The 17,773-nt window shown below is 70.5% G+C and carries 13 protein-coding genes and 1 pseudogene; 10 read left to right on the top strand and 4 right to left on the bottom strand.

Annotated features, from left to right (window positions below; translation table 11 throughout):
• Positions 1–22 precede the first annotated feature (22 nt).
• A complete protein-coding gene (locus tag GF068_RS37885; RefSeq protein ID WP_170319917.1) occupies positions 23–2,149 on the top strand; it encodes a response regulator in 2,127 nt (708 codons plus the stop codon).
• Here GF068_RS37885 and GF068_RS37880 read toward each other — a convergent pair.
• Positions 2,146–3,222, bottom strand: coding sequence for an NnrU family protein (locus GF068_RS37880; RefSeq protein WP_170319916.1), 1,077 nt, complete (start codon positions 3,220–3,222; stop codon positions 2,146–2,148). The genes GF068_RS37885 and GF068_RS37880 overlap by 4 nt on opposite strands.
• 94 nt (positions 3,223–3,316) lie before the next feature.
• Between GF068_RS37880 and GF068_RS45795 the strand changes: the two genes are divergently transcribed.
• The 4 genes from GF068_RS45795 (at position 3,317) to GF068_RS47500 (ending at position 5,420) form a co-directional block, all read left to right on the top strand.
• Positions 3,317–3,787, top strand: coding sequence for a hypothetical protein (locus GF068_RS45795; protein ID WP_170319915.1), 471 nt, complete (start codon positions 3,317–3,319; stop codon positions 3,785–3,787).
• Positions 3,784–4,755, top strand: coding sequence for a hypothetical protein (locus tag GF068_RS45790; protein WP_153824425.1), 972 nt, complete (start codon positions 3,784–3,786; stop codon positions 4,753–4,755). The genes GF068_RS45795 and GF068_RS45790 overlap by 4 nt, the downstream gene beginning before the upstream one ends.
• Before the next feature lie 183 nt (positions 4,756–4,938).
• Positions 4,939–5,061 carry a hypothetical protein gene (locus GF068_RS46660; protein ID WP_275939328.1) on the top strand — a complete coding sequence of 41 codons (123 nt, stop codon included), beginning with the start codon at positions 4,939–4,941 and terminating at the stop codon, positions 5,059–5,061.
• An 80-nt stretch (positions 5,062–5,141) separates the two neighbouring features.
• Positions 5,142–5,420: a hypothetical protein gene (locus tag GF068_RS47500; protein WP_240808019.1), complete on the top strand. Its 279-nt coding sequence runs from the start codon at positions 5,142–5,144 to the stop codon at positions 5,418–5,420.
• Here GF068_RS47500 and GF068_RS47495 read toward each other — a convergent pair.
• Both GF068_RS47495 and GF068_RS37860 read right to left on the bottom strand, forming a co-directional pair.
• A pseudogene (locus GF068_RS47495) lies at positions 5,307–5,540 on the bottom strand (UDP-N-acetylglucosamine 2-epimerase); the annotation flags it as partial. The gene GF068_RS47500 and the pseudogene GF068_RS47495 sit on opposite strands and share 114 nt — an antisense overlap.
• Positions 5,541–5,693: 153 nt before the next feature.
• Positions 5,694–8,705 (bottom strand): radical SAM protein, encoded by a 3,012-nt coding sequence (locus tag GF068_RS37860; protein ID WP_170319914.1) that lies wholly within the window; start codon positions 8,703–8,705, stop codon positions 5,694–5,696.
• Positions 8,706–8,778: 73 nt separating this feature from the next.
• Between GF068_RS37860 and GF068_RS37855 the strand changes: the two genes are divergently transcribed.
• Together GF068_RS37855 and GF068_RS37850 are read left to right on the top strand one after the other, a co-directional pair.
• Entirely contained in the window at positions 8,779–10,614 is a 1,836-nt protein-coding gene (locus tag GF068_RS37855; protein WP_170319913.1) for a radical SAM protein, read from the top strand.
• 6 nt (positions 10,615–10,620) lie between these two features.
• Positions 10,621–11,910: a 6-phosphofructo-2-kinase/fructose-2,6-bisphosphatase gene (locus GF068_RS37850; RefSeq protein WP_153824422.1), complete on the top strand. Its 1,290-nt coding sequence runs from the start codon at positions 10,621–10,623 to the stop codon at positions 11,908–11,910.
• Here the strand turns inward: GF068_RS37850 and GF068_RS37845 are convergent.
• Complete coding sequence (locus GF068_RS37845; RefSeq protein WP_153824421.1) at positions 11,892–13,037, bottom strand: hypothetical protein; 1,146 nt, start codon at positions 13,035–13,037, stop codon at positions 11,892–11,894. The two genes, GF068_RS37850 and GF068_RS37845, sit on opposite strands and share 19 nt — an antisense overlap.
• An 84-nt stretch (positions 13,038–13,121) precedes the next feature.
• Between GF068_RS37845 and GF068_RS37840 the strand changes: the two genes are divergently transcribed.
• The 3 genes from GF068_RS37840 (at position 13,122) to GF068_RS43920 (ending at position 17,734) form a co-directional block, all read left to right on the top strand.
• A complete protein-coding gene (locus tag GF068_RS37840) occupies positions 13,122–14,594 on the top strand; it encodes a DUF2330 domain-containing protein (RefSeq protein ID WP_153824420.1) in 1,473 nt (490 codons plus the stop codon).
• A 20-nt stretch (positions 14,595–14,614) separates the two neighbouring features.
• Positions 14,615–17,173, top strand: coding sequence for an alpha-amylase family glycosyl hydrolase (locus GF068_RS37835; protein WP_153824419.1), 2,559 nt, complete (start codon positions 14,615–14,617; stop codon positions 17,171–17,173).
• 90 nt (positions 17,174–17,263) lie between these two features.
• Positions 17,264–17,734, top strand: coding sequence for a hypothetical protein (locus GF068_RS43920; RefSeq protein ID WP_170319905.1), 471 nt, complete (start codon positions 17,264–17,266; stop codon positions 17,732–17,734).
• The last annotated feature ends 39 nt before the right edge of the window (positions 17,735–17,773 follow it).

Genomic DNA, 17,773 nt, shown 5'->3' with positions numbered 1-17,773 from the left:
AATGTTGGCCCCCCAGGAGATCATGAACGCGGAACAACGCACGCCGCTGGCGAGCGTCCTGCTCGTCGACGATACCCCCGCAAACCTGCTCGTCCTCGCCGCGGTGCTGAAGCCCCTCGGGGCCCGGCTCGTGGAGGCGAAATCGGGGATCGAGGCCCTGGAGTGCGTGCGTCGTGAGCCGTTCGCGGCCGTGCTGCTCGACGTCCAGATGCCGGACATGGACGGCTTCGAGGTCGCGCGCCGCATGCGCGAGACCGAGTATGGCCGCGAGGTGCCGATCCTGTTCTTGACGGCCATCCACCGCGACGAGGCGTACGCGCGCCGCGGGTATGCGAGCGGCGCCGCCGATTACATCACGAAGCCGTTCAACGTCGACGTGCTCCGCGCGCGGGTGAAGGCGTTCGTGGATCTCTTCCAGCAGAGGGAGGAGATCCGCAAGGCGCAGGTCGAGCTCCGGACGCGGGAGCGCGACGAGGCCGTGCGCCGGCTCGTGGCATTCGAGCGGATCGCGACGGCGGCGCTCGAGACGGACGAGCTCGGCGTGCTCTTGCGCGAGCTGCTCGATGTCTTCCTGGGCGCGGCGGACGCGGCGGATTCGGCGATGGTCTTGCTCCGCGAGGGCGAGGACCTCCGCGTGCGCGCCGTCGTGGGCCCGCACGAGGTCGACGAGGGTTTCTCCGTGCGTATCGGAGAGGGCTTCTGCGGGACGATCGCCGCGGGCAAGCAGCCGGTCGAAATGGAGGGCGCCCTGTCGTTCCCGGATTGCGCGTGCGTGAAATCCAGGGGCACGCGGGCGCTTTATGGCGTGCCGCTCCTCCATTTCGGGGAGGTCGTCGGGGTGGCCGTCATCGGATCGAGCCAGGCGAGCCGGTTCGCCGATCTGGACAAGCGGCTCTTCGCGGCGATGGCGGAGCGCGCGGCCTGGGCCGTGGCCCGGCACCTCCAGCGCTCGGCGCACGAGGCCGAGCGCGCCGCGCTGCTCGAGCGCGAGCGCGCCGCGCGCGCCGAGGCGGAGCTCGCGAGCCTGGCCAAAGACCAATTCCTCGCGACGGTCTCGCACGAGCTCCGGACGCCGCTCAACGCGATCCTCGGCTGGGCCGTCCTCGCGCGCCAGAAGGCGCCGCCGCAGGTCGAGCGGGCGCTCTCGGTCATCGAGCGGAATGCGCGGGCGCAGGCGCGCATCATCGACGACGTGCTCGACATCTCGCGTATCGTGAGCGGCAAGTTCCGCCTCGATATGGTGCCGACGAACCTCGTGGAGGTCACCCAGGCCGCCGTCGAGTCGCTCCGGCCCGTGGCGGAGTCCCGCGGCGTCAAGCTCGTGGTCCGGCTCGGGCCGCTCGGCTTCACGCTCGGTGATCCCGAGCGGCTCCAGCAGGTCGTCTGGAATCTTCTGTCGAATGCGATCAAATTCACGCCGAAGGACGGCGAGGTCGAGCTCAGCGCGTGTCTTCGCGGCTCGAAGCTGCTCCTCCGGGTGCGCGACACCGGGCAGGGGATCGATCCTGCGTTCATGCCGCATCTCTTCGAGGCCTTCCGGCAGGCGGACGGATCGACGGCGCGGCGGCATGGAGGGCTCGGGCTCGGGCTCGCGCTCGTCAAGCAAATGGTCCAGGCGCACGGCGGGACGATCCGCGCCGCGAGCGACGGCGTGGGCAAGGGCGCGACATTCACGGTGGAGCTGCCCATCCGGAGCACGCCGGCGACGCGCGCGTCCGAGGACGAGAGCGCCGCGCCGACCGAGAAGCAGGTGCGTTTGTCGGGGCTCAAGGTGCTCGTGGTCGACGACGAGGAGGACGCGCGTTCTCTCTTGCGGCGTGTGCTCGAGGAGCGGGGCGCGACCGTGACGCTCGCCGCGTCGAGCGACGAGGCGCTCGACGACCTCTCGCGCTCGCGGCCCGACGTGCTCGTGAGCGACATCGGCCTGCCGGGGATGGATGGTTATGCGCTGATTCGCAGCATTCGCACGTTGCCGCCGGAGGTCGGCGGGCGGACCCCGGCGATCGCGCTGACGGCTTATGCCCGCAGCGAGGACAGCCAGCGCGCGTTCGCCGCGGGGTTCCAGCGGCACGTGCCGAAGCCGGTGGACCTCGGGCGGCTCGTGTCGCTCATCGCCAATCTGTGCGGGATTCCGCTGACGGAGGCTTAAGGCATCGCCGACACGCCGATCAGCATCCGGTGCCCGTGCAGCATGCCGACGTAAAGCAAGATCACCACGACGAACCGCACGATACCGATCTCGGCGAACGCCTTGCCCACGCCCCCGCGGGCGAACGGCACGATCGAGGTCTTCTCGGCGAACGGCGCCCACGCCTCGCCGAGCGTGGCCTTGCGGCGGCTGTCGATGTGCAACATCCCCGCGATCGCGAGGCAAACGATCCCGCCGAAGAGGCAGACCGACGCCACGTCCCCGTTCGGCGGGATATGGGCCAGGCCCCAGAGCGCGAACGACCATAACCCCGGGTGCCGCGTGATGCGCACGATCCCGCGTGGCTCGGCGCCGATCGTCTTCTCCTGGCCCGCCGCGGTGGGGTTCTTCGTGGTGAAGCCGCAGACCATGAAGAAGAACGCGATCGGCATGACGACGAGCGGGATCCCGCGCGTCCACGGCGGCGCGCGCCAGAGCTCTTCGTGAGGCGCCGCGCGATAAGCGAAGATCATCCAGACGAACGCCGCGAGGACGAGGATCGAATAGATTCCCTGGAATCCCTTGTCGCCGAGCTTCTGGATGAGCGGGCGCCGGATCGTCAGGCTCGACAGCCCCACATGGCCGAGGAAAAAGGCGAGCGTCGCGGCCGCGAGCACGCCGAGGCTGCCGTCCTTCGCCTTCGTGGCCACCTCCGCGGGTTTCTCGGGCGTGCCGATCTCCACGATCGCGGCGACGAGGTGATCGACGTCGCCCTCGCGCATCGCGAGCCCCGGCATGGCGCCGGGCATGTACCCCTCCACGATGTCGTGGTTCGGCTCGAGGATGCTGCGGCGGATGTAGGCCGCGTCCGCGACGAGCTCGCGGGGTTTTTCCTGGGTGATGACCTTGCGGGTCTTGCCCACGAGGCCCTGATAGGTCGGGCCGGGGCGCGCGGAGCCGTCGAAGGAATGGCAGGCCGCGCATCCGCGCTCGAAAAGGAGCTGCTTGCCGCGCGCGGGGTCGCCCTCGGCGAGGGCGCCGGGGGCGAAGAGCAGGGCGACGCCCGCGAGGGCGAGAGCCGGGAGGGTACGCATGGGGCGGGAGGTTACGCCGGGCGGAGCCGATGTGCCAGCGCCCTCGCGAGGGAGGTGTTGCGCGCGTCGATCCGTGAATGGTAGGCTCCCGCCAATGTCGCTCGCGGGCGGGCATCGGGACGAACGCCACAAGCTCGCCATGGTCGCTGCGTGGGCGATTGCGATCGCCTATCTGCTCGCGGCGAGGGGCGTACGCAATTTCTTCCCGCTCTCGGTCTTCGACATGTACCAGGGGCGCTCGCCCGACGTCGCGTCGCGGGTCCTCGTGGTGATCGACGCCTCGGGCGAGGCCGCGGAGATCACGGCGTTCGACGCCTTCTCCTGCGCGCCCGCGTGGCCGAAGCTCGACGACGTCCGGCACTGCGCGCACCATGATCAAGGGCGCGTCGAATACGTCGCCCGCGACCTGCAGGTCCACTTCGACGCGCACGTGACGTCCGACGCCTCGGGGATGGAAGGCGCGCGCCTCGTCTGGCGGACGTGGAAGCTCGAAGATCGCCCGGGGCCGCCGGCGATCGACGATTGCGAGATCGCCGTTTGCCGCGTACGCCGGAGGGCGCCTTGAGCCTCGCGTACGGCTCCCCGTGGGATGGGTATTCGCGCGCCCCGCTGCGTATCGGCCTCGCCGCGATCGCGGGGCTCGTCTTCCTGGGTGAGGCCTGGTCCGTCGCGCGGATGGCGAGCGACCCCCATTTTGCGCCGAAATCGCCCGGGGTCCTGCAATTCTTGCCGAACACCCCGGCCCTCGCCTGGGCGCTTTTTGGCCTCGCCGCGGTGGGCCTCCTCTTCGTCGCCCTCGGTCGGTGGACGATCGCCGCGGGCCTCTGGGCGATCACGTGGATGGCCGTGTTGAGCCAGTGGCAGATCGAGCTCTTCGGCACGCCGTCGCGGAACTGCTTCTTCCCGGGGGCGATGCTCTTCGGCTGGGTCCTCGGCGCCGTCTGGGCCCGCGTCGTCGCGGGGCCTATCGCCGAGACGCCCGAGGGGCGCCCGTTTCGCGAGTCGCTCGCCGAGGCGGGCGCGATGGCCTGTATCGCGGCCGGGTACGTGGGCTCGGCGCTGAGCAAGCTCTTTGCGTCGGGGTTTGGCTGGGTCAATCCGAGCCAGATTCGCTGGCTCGTCCTCTCGCAGGAGCCACTCGCGGCGTGGCCGTGGCTCCTCTCGTACCGACAAGCCCTCGTCGAGAGCCCGGATCTCGCGCGGCTCTCCGCGCTGCTGACGCTCGTGATCGAGGGGGGCTCGTTCGTCCTCCTGTTCGGCGCGCGCTGGCGCCTCGCGTGGGCGTGGGTGATATGCGCGCTGCACGTGAACATCATCCTGCTCTGCACGATGCCGTATTTCGAGCCGATGTCGCTCCTGCTCCTCTTCGCGCTCCCCTTTCCGCGTATCTTCGGGCGCCCCCGGATCGAGGATCCGCTGCTCGAGCGCAGGCCCGCGTTTGGCAAGGCCATCATCCCGGACGCGATGTGGATCCTCCTCTGCGTGCTGATCGTGCTCGCCTGGATCGCCCCCGTGGGCTGGGGTGCGGGCTGAATCAGGCGGGCTCGGGCAGCGCCGGGCTCGCGCCGGAGGGGGCGGGGCGGACACGCCAGATGCGGTGGTCGAACCAGTAATGGGCGAGGTTGACGCCGATCATGGCCGCGGCCCAGGGAGGAAATACAGATATTGAACATAATGCCCGCTCGCGAGGGCATACAGCGGGACCAGGTGGCCGCCATGTGCGCGAGGTTCAGGCCGACGAAGCTCGAGGAAAAGACGTACAGCGCGGCCGTCTCGCCGACGATGCCGGCGCGCGTGGCGAGGGCGAGGCAGACACCCGGCAGCGCCGAGGCGGCGTAGCAGATCCACTCCGCGGGGCCGGAGGTGGCCGCGGCGCGGCTCATGCGGGGGCTCCGTTTGCGTTCGTGCTCGCGCGCGCGATGGCGCACCCCGTCGGCGAGCGCGCCGAGGACCGTGCTCGCGAGGTGCTGGACGAGCGGACGCGGCAAGTTGCGCTTCGGCGTGAGCAGGCCCTTCGTGGTGACGTTCGGGATGTCCTTGCGGCCGAAGCGATTCGTCTCGGCGCACTCCACGAGGCCGTGCTCTCGAGCGCGCGGCAGCGCGGCGTGCAGCGCGGCGATCATCACGTTGCCGACGAAGCGGATGCGCTCGCGTGGCGTGCCTTCGCGCAGGAGGTTCGCCTCGGCGTCGATCGATGAGGTGAGCAGGAGGTCGGCGACGCCGTCCGTGACCACGCGGTTGATCTCCTCGGGCATCGTCCGATCGAACGAGCGGAGCCCCGCCTCGGCTTCTCCTGGGGATGCGACTGGGATCCCGAGAAACGCGCCGTGTACGCGGCGATCGCCTCTTTCGGGATCCTGCACACGATCGATTACGACACGGGCGCGAGCGTGGACACGACGTGGACCGGGATGGGCTCGTGACGTCGAACGTGGGGGTCGTGGAGATCGAGCTCGGGGCGTGAAGCCTCGTCAGCCGACCCGATCCCGGAGCGGGACCGAGGCCACGCGCTTCGGCTCGGCGGCACGATCAAACGGCGCACCGGAGGCCTCCAGCGCTGTGATCACCTCCGCGGCGAGCCGCATCGCGCGCGCGCCGTCCTCCGCCGTGACCTTCGGCCGATCGCCGCGGAGGACGCTCTCCCGGAACGCGACGCAGAGGCGCGCGAGGTCGCCGCCGCGCGGCGGCGTGCGGGTCCGTTTGCCGCCGGCGTCGCTCACCTCCACGAGGTCCCGGCCCTCGGACCGTATCCACGACACACGCCTTCCATCGGCGAGGCGCGCGCGTACTTCGAGCGCGTCCGCGACCTCGGCGAGCAAGAGCTCGATCGTCACGTCGGGCTGCAGAGGGCCTTGTCCACGCGCGCGGACGGTCACGCGCTCGGGCCTGCCGCCGCCCTTGGCCGAGGCCTTTCGCACCCGCAGGTCCTCGCCGGCCACGGCGCGCGCGAGGTCGCCGAGGTGAATCAGGAGCTCGTAAAGCGCGGTGCGCGACCACGCGTGCAAGCTCGCGGGCGAGGAGGGCGTCGCTCGATGGATGACCTCGATTTCGACGGGACGCGTGGCCCCGCTCCGATCCGCGAGCACCGAGAGGACCTCTTCGAGCCCGCCCGCCGCGCGGAGCTGCTGCGCCACCGTGATGCGCTCCTTGGCCTCGGCGGCGAGCGCTTCGGCCTCCGCGAGCGTCGCGCCGAGCGGTTTTTCCACGAGGCAGGGCAGGCCCCGGGCGAGCGCGTCGCGCGTGATCTCCGCGTGCTCGCGCGTGCTCGTGGCGACGATGACGGCGTCGATCGGGGCGCGCGCGCAGAGCTCGGCGAGCGAGCGCGCGCGTGGAACATCGGCCGCGATCTCCGGCAGGTCCTTGTCGGGCGCGTGTGGCGAGGTGATGCCCGAGAGGACGAACCCGCCCGCTTGCTCCAGGGCCTTCGCGAAGGCGAGGCCGCGCCGGCCCGTGCCGACGATCGCGACGCGCAGGGCCGGCGACGTGGCTTCGGTCGGGGCCACGGGCAGGTGGACACGCTCGCGGGGCGCTTCGGGGAGCGGGATCTCGGCGCTGTGCGGGACGCGGCCGTCGCCGAAGCGCAGCTCGTCGAGGCGATCGATCCCGGGCCGGAAGCGGGCGATACGTGGCTCGTTCAGGCATTTCTCGGGCGTGATCTTCTCGCCGGGGATCGCCCGGAGCTCACCCGTGCCGAAGACCGCCGCATAAGGCTTCCACACGCCCGTGCACACGAGGTCGAAGCGGCAATCGGCGCAGGCCGGGCCTTTTTGCTTCTGCGGGAGGTCCTCCGTCAGCGCGCCGCTCAAGGAGACGAGCACGTCGCTCCACGGCATCATCTCTTCGAGCTGGCACGGCGGCACGCCCTGGCGCGAGCCGACCACGACCTCGACGCCGAGCTCGCTCGCCCGCGCGATCGCGCGCTTCAGGTAGGGCATGACGTCCGAGAAACGCGGGACGTGGTCGGCGAGGCGCTCGAGGGCCTTGTATTGCGGCGTGACGTACGCGAACGAGATGCCGATCCGCGCGCCGAACTCGGCGTGTATCCACTCGACGAAGCGCACGAGGTGGCGGAAGTTCTGCGCGGAGACGACGTGGTTCACGTCGAGCCGGAGCTCGTCGTGGCGCGCGAAGAGGTGCAAGGCCCGCAGGGTGCGCGCGTGGTCGCCCATCTTGCGGGTCATCTGCCGCGCGAGCGCCTCGTCGTGCGCGTGCAGCGAGACGAAGACGTTCGTGAGGCCCGCGCGGACGAGCGCGTCGACCTTCTCGGGTTTGTCGAGGAGGACGGCGTTCGTGACGAGCTCGATGCTGCGGACGCCGGTCCGCTTGGCGACGGAGACGTAATCGACGAGGTGGCGCGAGAGCGTGGGTTCGCCGCCGCTGAACGAGATCTGCTCGACGCCCGTCCGGCCGAGCCGCGCGATCCTGCGCATCATCCGGCCCGGATCCTCCTCGACGTTGTGCGAGGTCTCGTTCGCGCTGCAGAACCAGCAGTCCTGGTTGCAGTGGACCGTGGGCCGAAGGACGGTGAAGAAGGCCGCGCGCGCCGCGTTTTTCCGGGTCTCGTCCCAGCGCTCGCGCGGGCGCTGCTGCGGGGCGCGAGGCAAGGGGGACAAACCCGCGGCGCCGTGCGTGGCGAGGTAGAGCGTCGTCGTGCCAGGACAGGCGCGCGAGGCGCCGCAAGAAGCCTCGCAGCTCGGCGCGAGCGAGGAGGTGGCGTGGCGCGGGATCGGCCGGCCGCCGCGATCCGCGAGCAGGCGCTCGGGGATCACGACCGAGCCGTCGGGGTCCTTCGTCGCGACGGCGCAGAGCGGGATGCCGTCCCGCTCGGTCAACGTGATCTCGAGGCCTCTTTCGCGGGCGAACGTGATCGCCGCGAGCAGCGCCTCCCGCGCTCGATCCCAGCGCGGCGGCGAGAGCTCACGCGGCGTGCGACCATCCACGGGGCGGAGCGCGGAGGGCGTGTACAGGCGGACGCGACGCGTGCTCGGCGCCGTGGTCGCGAGCAGCGCGATCGTCCCGCGGAGATCCTGGATCGACGGGTCGAGCACCGGCACCTCGAACACGACGTCGAGCCCGGTCGCCGCGATCGCGCCGAGGCCCGCGAGCCCCGCGGAGAAGGCGCCACGCACGCGGGCGATCGCGTCGTGTACGGCCGCCCGGTCGCTCGCGAGGAACAACACGACGCCCGTGAGGCCCGCGGCGCGGAGCTCCTCGGCGCGCCCCTGCGCGGCGTAGGCCACGCCGTTCGTCCGCGCGTACACCGCGCCCCAGCCCGCGTCACGCGCGGCTCGTACGGCCTCGCCGAGATCCTTCAGGCGTGAAGCTTCTCCGCGCAGCTCGAGCACGCCGCCGCCGCGCCGGAGCTCGCGCTGCCGCGTGCCGAGGTCGGCCGGTTTGCCGCGGCAATCACAGACGGGGCAAGCGAGGTTGCAACCCGGCGCGAGCAAGAGGCTCGTGTCGGTCGTGCCGGCGCGGGGGCTCATGCGTACCCGCATTCTTCGCCGCAGCAGAGGTCGCGCGCAAGAGGCACGGGCTTGGGGTAGGATGATGCCCTCGATGCGCGTCGCGCGGGTGCTCACCAACGAGACCTGCAACCAGGGTTGCAGCTTCTGCTCGGCGCGAAGACCGGCCGAGCGGCCGGAGCTCGTTCGCCCGAGGTCCGTGCTCGCCCGCATCGACGCCGCGCTCGCGGAGGGCGCGCGCGAGGTCGTCCTGACGGGCGGCGAACCCACGATGCGCCGGGACCTCGCCGCCCTCGTGAAGCACGCCCGCGCGCGCGGGGCCGAGCGCGTCGTGCTGGAGACGAACGCGGCGCTCGTCACGGAGAGCCTCGCGCGCTCCCTCGTGGACGCGGGCCTCTCGATCGCGCGCGTGCACATGCCGGCGTTTGGCCCCGAGGCGGACGTGATCACGCGGGACGAGGGCGGGTTCTCCGCCACGCTCGCGGGCGCGCGTGCCCTCGTCGCGGCGGGGATCCCGCTCGAGATCGCGACGCCGATCGTCCGGGAGAACCTCGAGCTCGTCGCGTCGATCCCGGGCCGCCTGCGCGCCGCGGATCTCCCGGTCTCGCGCCTCGTCGCCTCGGTCCCCGTGGACGCGCCCGATCCCGCGACGCTCGCGCCCCTCGAAGGCGCCGCGCGCGCGCTCGAGCGGCTCGATCAAGCCGCGCGTGAGGCCGCGATCCCGCTCTCGCTCGACCCCGGCGCGGCGATCCCTCCTTGCTCGTTCGAGCGCCCCGCGCGCCTCGCGCACCTCTACGCGTTGAGCCCCGGCGGCGCCACGCGCCCGGGCCACGCGCGCGTCGCCGCGTGCAGCACGTGTGTCGTCGCGGATCGTTGCCCCGGCGTGCCGAGCCCGCTCCTCTCGCGTGAACCCGCGTCGCGCTTCCGTCCCCTCACGGAGGACCGGGTCCGCCGCAAGCTCACGGTGATCTCGTCGATCCGCGAGCAGATCGATCGCGAGCTCGTCACGCGTGACGTCCACCGCACGCCCGACGGTCACCTCGTGCCCTCGTACATCGTGCGGATCCAGTTCCAGTGCAACCAGGCCTGCGATTTCTGCTTCGTCTCGACGCACCTGCCGGCGCCCGAAGAGGAGGACGTGCGCCGCGCCATCCTCGAGGTCGGCCGCGCGGGCGGCGTGTTGCAGATCTCGGGCGGCGAGCCGACCTTGAACGGCCGCCTCCTCGCGTACGTCGAGCTCGCGAAGCGTGAGGGCGCGATCACCGTGGAGCTGCAGACGAACGCGGTGCGCCTCGCCGACGCGGGGCTCACGCGCAGCCTCGAAGAGGCCGGGCTCGATGTGGCGTTCGTGTCGCTGCACGGATCACGCGCCGAGGTCTCGGACGTGATCACGCGCGCGCCGGGCACGTTCGAGAAGACGGCGCGGGGCCTCGACGCGCTCGCGCAGACGAAGATCCAGGTCCGGCTGAACTTCGTCTTTTGCGCGCCGAACAGGGCGGATTTCCCGGATTTCGTGCGCCTCGTCGCGGCGCGCTGGCCGGCCGCGCAGATCAACGTCTCGGTCGTCGGAGGGTTCACCGACCTCGTGCCCCGCACGGAGAGCCTGATCCCGCGGTACGGCGATCTCTTGCCCGCGATGCGAGAGGGCCTCGAGATCGCGCGCGCGGCCGGCATTTCCGTGCTCGGGTTCGAGTCGATGTGCGGGATCCCGCTCTGCCTCGCGCCCGTCGATCCGCGTGGTTTCTTCGACCTCGCCGAGATCCCCGCGGGGCACGACGGGGGCGAGTTCGTCCGCGCCGAAGCGTGCGGGCGGTGTGAGCTGAATACACGCTGCTTCGGGTTTCGGCGGAGTTATGCCGAGCTTCATGGAACGGCGGAGGCGAGAGCGGTCGTGCGTGGAGCGCATTCGTCCTTCCCGCCTCCCTCGTAGGGCGGTATGGAGCGTGCCGTGTCGGGGGTACGGAGCAAAAGGGTGCCGGGCGAGCGAGACAAGGCGACGACCGTTCTGTCCATGGTCGGCCTCCCCGCGCGGGGAAAGACGTACATCGGGCGCCGCGTGGCGCGTTACCTGAGCTGGCTCGGCCATCCGACCCGCGTGTTCAACGTGGGCAGCTACCGCCGCCGGCAGATCGGGGCGAGCCAGCCTGCGGATTTTTTCGCGCCGACGAACAAGGAGGGCCGGCAGGTCCTGCACGACCTCGCCATGACGGCGCTCGACGACATGCTCGCCTGGCTGCGCGAGGGCGGCGAGGTCGGCATCTTCGACGCGACGAACAGCACGAAGGAGCGAAGGCGCTTCGTCGAGGAGCGGTGTCGCAAGGAGGGGCTGCCGGTCGTCTTCATCGAGTCGTTCTGCAACGACCCGGCGGTGATCGAGGCGAACGTCCGCGACACGAAGCTCAAATCACCCGACTACGTGGACATGGACCCGGACGCGGCGGCGCAGGACTTCCTGCGGCGCATCGCCCACTACGAGTCCATGTACGAGACGCTCGACGATCCGAACCAGAGCTACATCAAGATCATCGACGTCGGCCGGCAGGTGATCCTGAACCGGATCCACGGCTATCTGCCCGCGCGCCTGGCGCCGCTGCTCATCGACCTGCACGTCTCGCCGCGGCCGATATGGCTGACGCGGCACGGGCAGAGCGCCTACAACCAGCACGGCCGCATCGGCGGCGACCCCGAGCTCTCGCCGGCGGGCGAGGAGTACGCGAAGCACCTGGCGGAGTTCGTTCGGAAGAACGCGAAGCGGGATCAGGAGGTCGCGGTCTGGACGAGCACGCTCCGGCGGACGATCCAGACGGCGACGAAGATCACGCGCTCGCCGCGGACGTGGCGCGCGCTCGACGAGATCGACGCGGGGGTCTGCGACGGGATGACGTACGACCAGGTGCGGATCGAGATGCCGGACGTGTGGGCCGCGCGGAGCGCCGACAAATTCCGGTATCGTTATCCCCGCGGGGAATCGTACGAGGACGTGATCCAGCGGCTCGACCCGCTGATCATCCAGCTCGAGCGCCAGCGCTCGCCGACGCTGGTGATCGCGCACCAGGCGGTGCTCCGGTCGATTTACGCGTACCTGATGGACCGGCCGCCGGGCGAGTGTCCGTCGATCAGCGTGCCGCTACACACGGTGATCCAGTTGACGCCGACGGCGTACGGCTGCGAGGAGAAGCGGTTCGCGTTGCCGCCACACGTGGAGGATCAGGGGGCGGGGGGGTAGGGCTCGAGGGGCTCGGCCGGGCCGCCGGGGTGCGCGGAGAGGCGGCGCTCCTCGTTCGCGAGCGCCTCGACGTGCCTGAGCGCCGCGCGCGTGGGGAGCACGAAGAGGGCCGGCGCGAGCGCGAGTAGCAGCGTCACAAGCAGGGAAGGGCGCGCGCGGGAGAGGGCCACTCGTAGCCCACGCGGCGGCATCGCGGCGAACGTCGTGAGGACGAGCGGAAGCACGAAGATCACGCCCGAGGCCGCGAGGTCGAGGCTCTTGCCGCGGAGGTCGTGCGCGGCGCGCGCGAGCTCTTCCAGGGGGGTGCCGGGCGTCGAGAGGGTGATGGCCTCGCCCATCGCCGGCGCGAGCGCCGCGAGCAGCACGCCCCCGATGCCCGCGCACGCCGCGGCGAGCAGGCGCGTGGCGGCGTAACCATCGCCGCGGTTCGTCCGCGAAGCGCCGAGCACCACGGCGACGAGGCCCATGCCCGCGGGCAACGCCGCGACCCAGCTCCCGACCGCGTACCGCCCGAGGTCCTCCTCGCCGAGCAGACGCGCCACGAGCGCCGCGCCCGGGAGCGAGAGCGTCGCGACGACGAGCGCGGCGAGCGGGCGTTTGTCCTTGTTGATCGAGGCCGTGGCGCGGGCGGGGCGGAGCGCGAGCGCGGCCGCGCCGAGCGTGATCGCCGCGGCGAGCAGGCCCGCGTCGTAGACGGCTGCGCGGACCGTGAGCGCGAAGGCCGCGGCGCGCGCGCGCTCGCCGAAGGGGAGGTCGGGCAAGGGCGAAAGCGGATCGGGCAGCCACGAGAGGCCGGCGGCGAAGGTGATCGCGGCGAGCAGCGCGGGCGGCAGGCAGACGAGCGACGCCGGGGCGCGCCGATCGGCGACGAAACGCGCGAGCCCGGCGGTCGCGGCGAGCGCGAAGCCGATCGCGAAGCCCACGGCGAGGGCGGCGCGTGGCTCGGCGAGGTGCAGGTTGAAGAGCGCGATCCGCGCGAGGCCCGCCTCGGACTCGGCGAGCAGGACGAGGGCGACCGTGATGGGGACGAGGAGCGTTATCGTCGCGACGGCCAGGTTTTGCCGCGTGCGTCGTGATGCGCGGCGGGCTCGCACTTCGGGGCTCGCCGCGGCGTCCTTGTCAGCCACGTCGCGCAGCGTATCCGGACCGGGCCCTCTCTCGCGAGGGAAAAACCGTGACAACGCGCCGCGGCCATCGATACCCTGCGGGGCATGCGCGCCGCGGGCGTCTTCGCGTGGGCCTTCTCGACGTCGATGGTGCTGACGTCACCGGCCGACGCGTTCCCGGGTTTTTACGTGGGCCGCGCGGAGGCGAAGCTCGAGAGCGGCGCGGCGAGCGTGGTGCTCGCGCGCAGCGGGACGCGCACCGTCGTTTCGATGCAGAATGACTACGCGGGCCCGGCCGAGGCGTTCGTGATGGTCGTGCCCGTGCCGGTCGTGCTCTCCGCGGACGCGGTGAAGACGCTGCCGAAGGGCCTCTTCGAGCGCCTCGACGTGATCAGCGCGCCGCGGCTCGTCGAATCGTGGCAGCAGGACCCTTGCACGTACGCGGACATCACGTCGGGGCTCGCGTTTGCGCCCAGCGGCGAGGGCCCGCCGCCGGACGTGGGCCTCGTGGGCGCGGGCATGCAAGGGCGCCGCGTCGAGGTCGAAGCAAAATTCACGGTCGGCGAATACGACGTCGTGATCCTCGGCGCCGAGGATCCACGCGGGCTCGACGCCTGGCTCGTGGATCACGGCTATCCCCTTCCGAGGGACGCCGCGCAGGCGCTGCGGCCCTACGTCGAGGCGGGAATGAAGTTCTTCGTGGCGAAGGTCGACGCCTCGAAGATCGATCTGCGGGACGGCCGCGCCGTGCTCTCGCCGCTCCGGTTCGAATACGACGAGGAGACGCTCCGGCTGCCCGCGCGCCTCGGGTTCGTCAACGCGGCCGGCGCGCAGGACCTCGTCGTGCACGTGCTCGCGCAGGACCGATACGAGGTCGCGAATCATCGGAACGTCACGATCCCGACGAACATCGAGGTCGAGGAGGCGGCCCGCGCGCGTTTCGGCGAGTTTTACGCGGCGCTCTTCGACGCGACGCTCGAGAAGAACCCCGGGGTCATCGTGACCGAATATGCGTGGGACACGGGGTCGTGTGATCCGTGCCCGGGCCCCGTGCTCTCGGCCGAGGAGCAACGGCTGCTCGGCGCGCCGCCGGGCATGCTCGTGCATACACGTCTCCACGCGCACTATGGCAAGGACGAGCTCGGGGAGGACCTCGTCTTTCGGGTCGCGCCGCCGATACAAGGAGGGCGCGGCGGCGAGGGCCAGGCGGCGGTGCCCGCGGAGGTGAGCACGTTTCAGGGGCGCTACATCCTCCGTCATCGATGGCAGGGCCCGGTGACGTGCCCGAACCCCGATTACGATATCTGGGGCGGGCCGCCGAGCGGGGATCGGGCGAGCGTGAAGGTGGCCGCGGGGCCCTTCGACGTGACGCGCGGAGAGGTCGATCTTTCGACGATGGTGCTCGACTCCGTGCCCGCCGCCGGGATCGTGGCGGCGCCGCGGCCCGAGCCCGTCGGGGCAGGGAGGCGATTCTTGCTCGGCCTCGGCCTCGGCGCGGGCGCGGGGCTCTTCGGCACGATCGGCGTGGTGCTCGCGGCGACCCGGTCGAGGCGTGGTCTGCGCAGGAATGCGCAATAACGATGGAACGGGAGCTCACGATGAGACGATATCTTGGTTATTCGGTCCTCGCTTCGTTCGCTTGCCTCCTCGCGATCTCCGCGGGGTGTGAAGGCGAGGATCTCAACACGGGCGGCGCGGGCGGGAGCGGGCTCACCCCGAATACGGGCGGCGGCGGCGCGGGCGGGGGCACGGGCGGCGCCGGCGGCGCGATGCAGGAGAGCTTCATCCGGATCCATTACCGCCTGCAGGACGGCGGGGATCCGAAGACGTGGGGCGTGCATTTCTGGGGCGCAGGCTCGGCCTCGCCGATGTGGGGCTCGCCGCAGATGTTCGACGGGACCGACGCGTTCGGCGTGTACACCGACGTGCGGGTGACCGTGACGGGCGAGGCCGACGACGCGTGGCTCGGGCTCATCCCGGTGCAATGCTCGAACGGCGATTGCAAGAAGGACGTGGAGACGGGGGTTCGTTTCGCCGACCTCACGAAAAACGCCACGGATCCGAGCATCGCCGAGTGCTGGATCACGCAGGGGCAGGCGGTCTCCGTCGCGCCGCCGACGGCGTCCGGGCCGGCCTACGAAATCTCGCGCCCGAAGGATTTCATCGACCTCGGCGATGGCAGCGTGCGCCTGATGTTCCGGGTGGCGAAGGGCTCGACGGGCACGGTCGAGTACGGCGCGGCCGCGGGCACGCTCGACCAGACGGCGACGTGGACGGCCGCGGACGACATCAACAAGGATGGCCTCGTGATCACCGGCCTGACGCCGGGCCAGCCGGTGTATTACAAGATATCGACGTCGCTCGACGTGAATGGGGAGCTCCTCGCGGACACGTCGGAGGTGCTCGACCTGACGCCGATCTCCTATGCGCCGATCACGGACGCGGCCGACTGGGCGTCGTGGGGCGGCAAGGGGATCATGTATCAGCTCATCGTCCGCACGTTCGCGGACGGCGGCGCGACGAAGGCGGTGGGCGATTCGAAGACGGAGAGCGGCATCGACGAGACGAAGACCGACGGCGTGGGTGATCTCGTCGGGTTGCGCAAGGCGCTGCCGTACCTGAAGGACCTCGGCGCCGACGCCATCTGGATGACGCCGGTGTTCAAGGCGAAGAGCTACCACGGCTACGACACCACGGACTTTTACGACATCGATCCGTCGGTCGGCACGATCAAGGATTTCACCGACCTCACGGAGGCGGCGCACGCCGAGGGGATCAAGATCATCCTCGATCTCGTGCAGAACCACGTGGCCGACGTGAACCCCTGGTTCGTCGCGGGCGCGGACCCGAAGCACGCCGATTACACGAAGTACCACGACTGGTTCGTCTGGTCCGATCAGTATTCGAACATGCTGGCGGACGGGCACCCGTGGGACGGCTCGGCCGTGATGTGGGCGTGCAAGAATTACCAGTGTTACCACCAGATCTTCGGCGGGCCGATGCCGGAGCTCAATTACCGTAACCCCGAGGTCCGCGCGGAGATGAAGAAGATCGCCGAGCACTGGATCGACCTCGGGGCGGACGGGTATCGCCTCGACGCGTCGAAGCACATCGACCAGTTCGACGACAACAACACGATCGCGCTCGACAAGCACGGCACGCACGTGTGGTGGAGGGAGTTCAACCATTTCGTCAAGAAGGACGTCGTCCGGCCCGCGGGCTCGGCGGCGGTGCTCCTGACGGGCGAGAACCGCTGGGACGACCCGGCCCAGTACGGCAAGATGGTGCCGTACGGCAGCGGCATGGATTCGCAGTTCGACTTCCCGTTCCGCAGCATCGTCGGCAATTTCGTGAACGGGGGGACGGGCGACGCCGTCGATTTCGTGGGGTACGTGAAGAAGCTCCAGGCCGAGCTCGCGGCGGGCGGTAATGGCGGCAGCCCCCACCATTACTTCGAGCGTTTCCTCTCGAACCACGACCTCGAGCGCCCGGCGACGCAGTTCGAGGGCGCGGGCGCGGCGCTCTCCGCGAAGCTCGCGCAGGCCGCGACGATCGTGCTCACGGTGCCCGGCATGCCGGTCGTCTATTACGGCGAGGAGTTCGGCAAGAAGGGCAAGCGCGACAAGTACATCGGTGACGAGGCGTGGGACCGCGACGAGTTCATCCGCGAGCCGATGAGCTGGTTCCAGAAGAACGTGTTCGTCGGCGACAAGACGACGGGCTGGAACATCGACGCCGCGGCGACGAACACGATGAACGACGGCGTGCTGCCCTTCGCCGGCGTGGGCATGACGGTGGCGCCGAACCCGGATTATCCGTTCGTGAAGTTCATGTCGGAAGAGGAGCCGGCCTCGTGGGCCGCGCAGGAGGCCGACACGTCGAGCCTCTTGCACCACTACCGGAAGCTCATCGGGATCCGGAAGGCGCACGCGGTGTTCACGGACCTCGACGCGACGATCACGCTGGTGAAGAACGCGGAGGACGTCTACGAATACAGGCTCGAGAAGGGCGCGGCGTCGATCTCGGTCGTGCTGAGCCGGACGTCGACGCCGCAGACGATCACGTGGCCCGCGGCGGCGACGGAGCTGCTCTCCGGCGCGACGGGAACGTCGTTCGAGCTGCCGGCGTACGGGGCGATCATCGTCCAGAACAACTAGAAACGTACCGCTGAGAAAAACGGAATGGCGGGGGGCTCGACGTCGAGCCCTCCGCCATGATACGGTCTGCGCGTCGATTGAAGCCGCATCATGAGTGAAGGATCACGGGTCTTCGAGCGGGTCGCGGACGAGCTCGAGCGGCTTTCGAAGCTGAGCCGCCTGGAGGCGCGGGGGACGTTGCGGTTCGCGCTGCGGGAGGCCGGGTTTTTGCCGAGGAACGTGACGCCTCGGCAGATGATCGTCGTGCTCGAAAAGACGCTGTCCTCTTTGCTCGTGAAGCGCGGCGTGCGGGAGGGCGCGACCATCTGTCACCAGATGGGGATCCTCGTGCGCGAGACGATGGGGATGGAGTCGTCCGAGGGGGAGACGTCGGAGCGGGTGGCGGCCCGGATCGCCCGCGCCTCGGTCCCGCCGTCCATCCCGCCGTCCATCCCGCCATCCATCCCGCCATCCATCCCCCCCTCCGCGCCAGGGCGGGGCTCGGCGGCGCCGGAGGGCGTGAAAATCCCGACCGGCAGCTTCGCGCCCCTGCCCGGGTACGAGAAGAAGACCGACGAATAAATTGCCATAACCTGGCCCATTCGCGCGGCGACACGAAAG

The organism is Polyangium spumosum (genome assembly GCF_009649845.1).
GTDB classification, from domain to species: domain Bacteria; phylum Myxococcota_A; class Polyangia; order Polyangiales; family Polyangiaceae; genus Polyangium; species Polyangium spumosum.
The sequence above is the reverse complement of the archived record's forward strand: the minus strand, read 5'-3'. Positions and strand labels throughout refer to the sequence as shown.

Coding starts and splice junctions, on each gene's coding strand:
- GF068_RS43920 (WP_170319905.1), top strand. CDS start 17,264: ATGAGTGAAGGATCACGGGTCTTCGAGCGGGTCGCGGACGAGCTCGAG.
- GF068_RS46660 (WP_275939328.1), top strand. CDS start 4,939: ATGTGCGCGAGGTTCAGGCCGACGAAGCTCGAGGAAAAGACGTACAGC.
- GF068_RS37840 (WP_153824420.1), top strand. CDS start 13,122: ATGCGCGCCGCGGGCGTCTTCGCGTGGGCCTTCTCGACGTCGATGGTG.
- GF068_RS37885 (WP_170319917.1), top strand. CDS start 23: ATGAACGCGGAACAACGCACGCCGCTGGCGAGCGTCCTGCTCGTCGAC.
- GF068_RS37835 (WP_153824419.1), top strand. CDS start 14,615: ATGAGACGATATCTTGGTTATTCGGTCCTCGCTTCGTTCGCTTGCCTC.
- GF068_RS45795 (WP_170319915.1), top strand. CDS start 3,317: ATGTCGCTCGCGGGCGGGCATCGGGACGAACGCCACAAGCTCGCCATG.
- GF068_RS37860 (WP_170319914.1), bottom strand. CDS start 8,705: ATGAGCCCCCGCGCCGGCACGACCGACACGAGCCTCTTGCTCGCGCCG.
- GF068_RS37850 (WP_153824422.1), top strand. CDS start 10,621: ATGGAGCGTGCCGTGTCGGGGGTACGGAGCAAAAGGGTGCCGGGCGAG.
- GF068_RS47500 (WP_240808019.1), top strand. CDS start 5,142: ATGGCGCACCCCGTCGGCGAGCGCGCCGAGGACCGTGCTCGCGAGGTG.
- GF068_RS37880 (WP_170319916.1), bottom strand. CDS start 3,222: ATGCGTACCCTCCCGGCTCTCGCCCTCGCGGGCGTCGCCCTGCTCTTC.
- GF068_RS37855 (WP_170319913.1), top strand. CDS start 8,779: ATGCGCGTCGCGCGGGTGCTCACCAACGAGACCTGCAACCAGGGTTGC.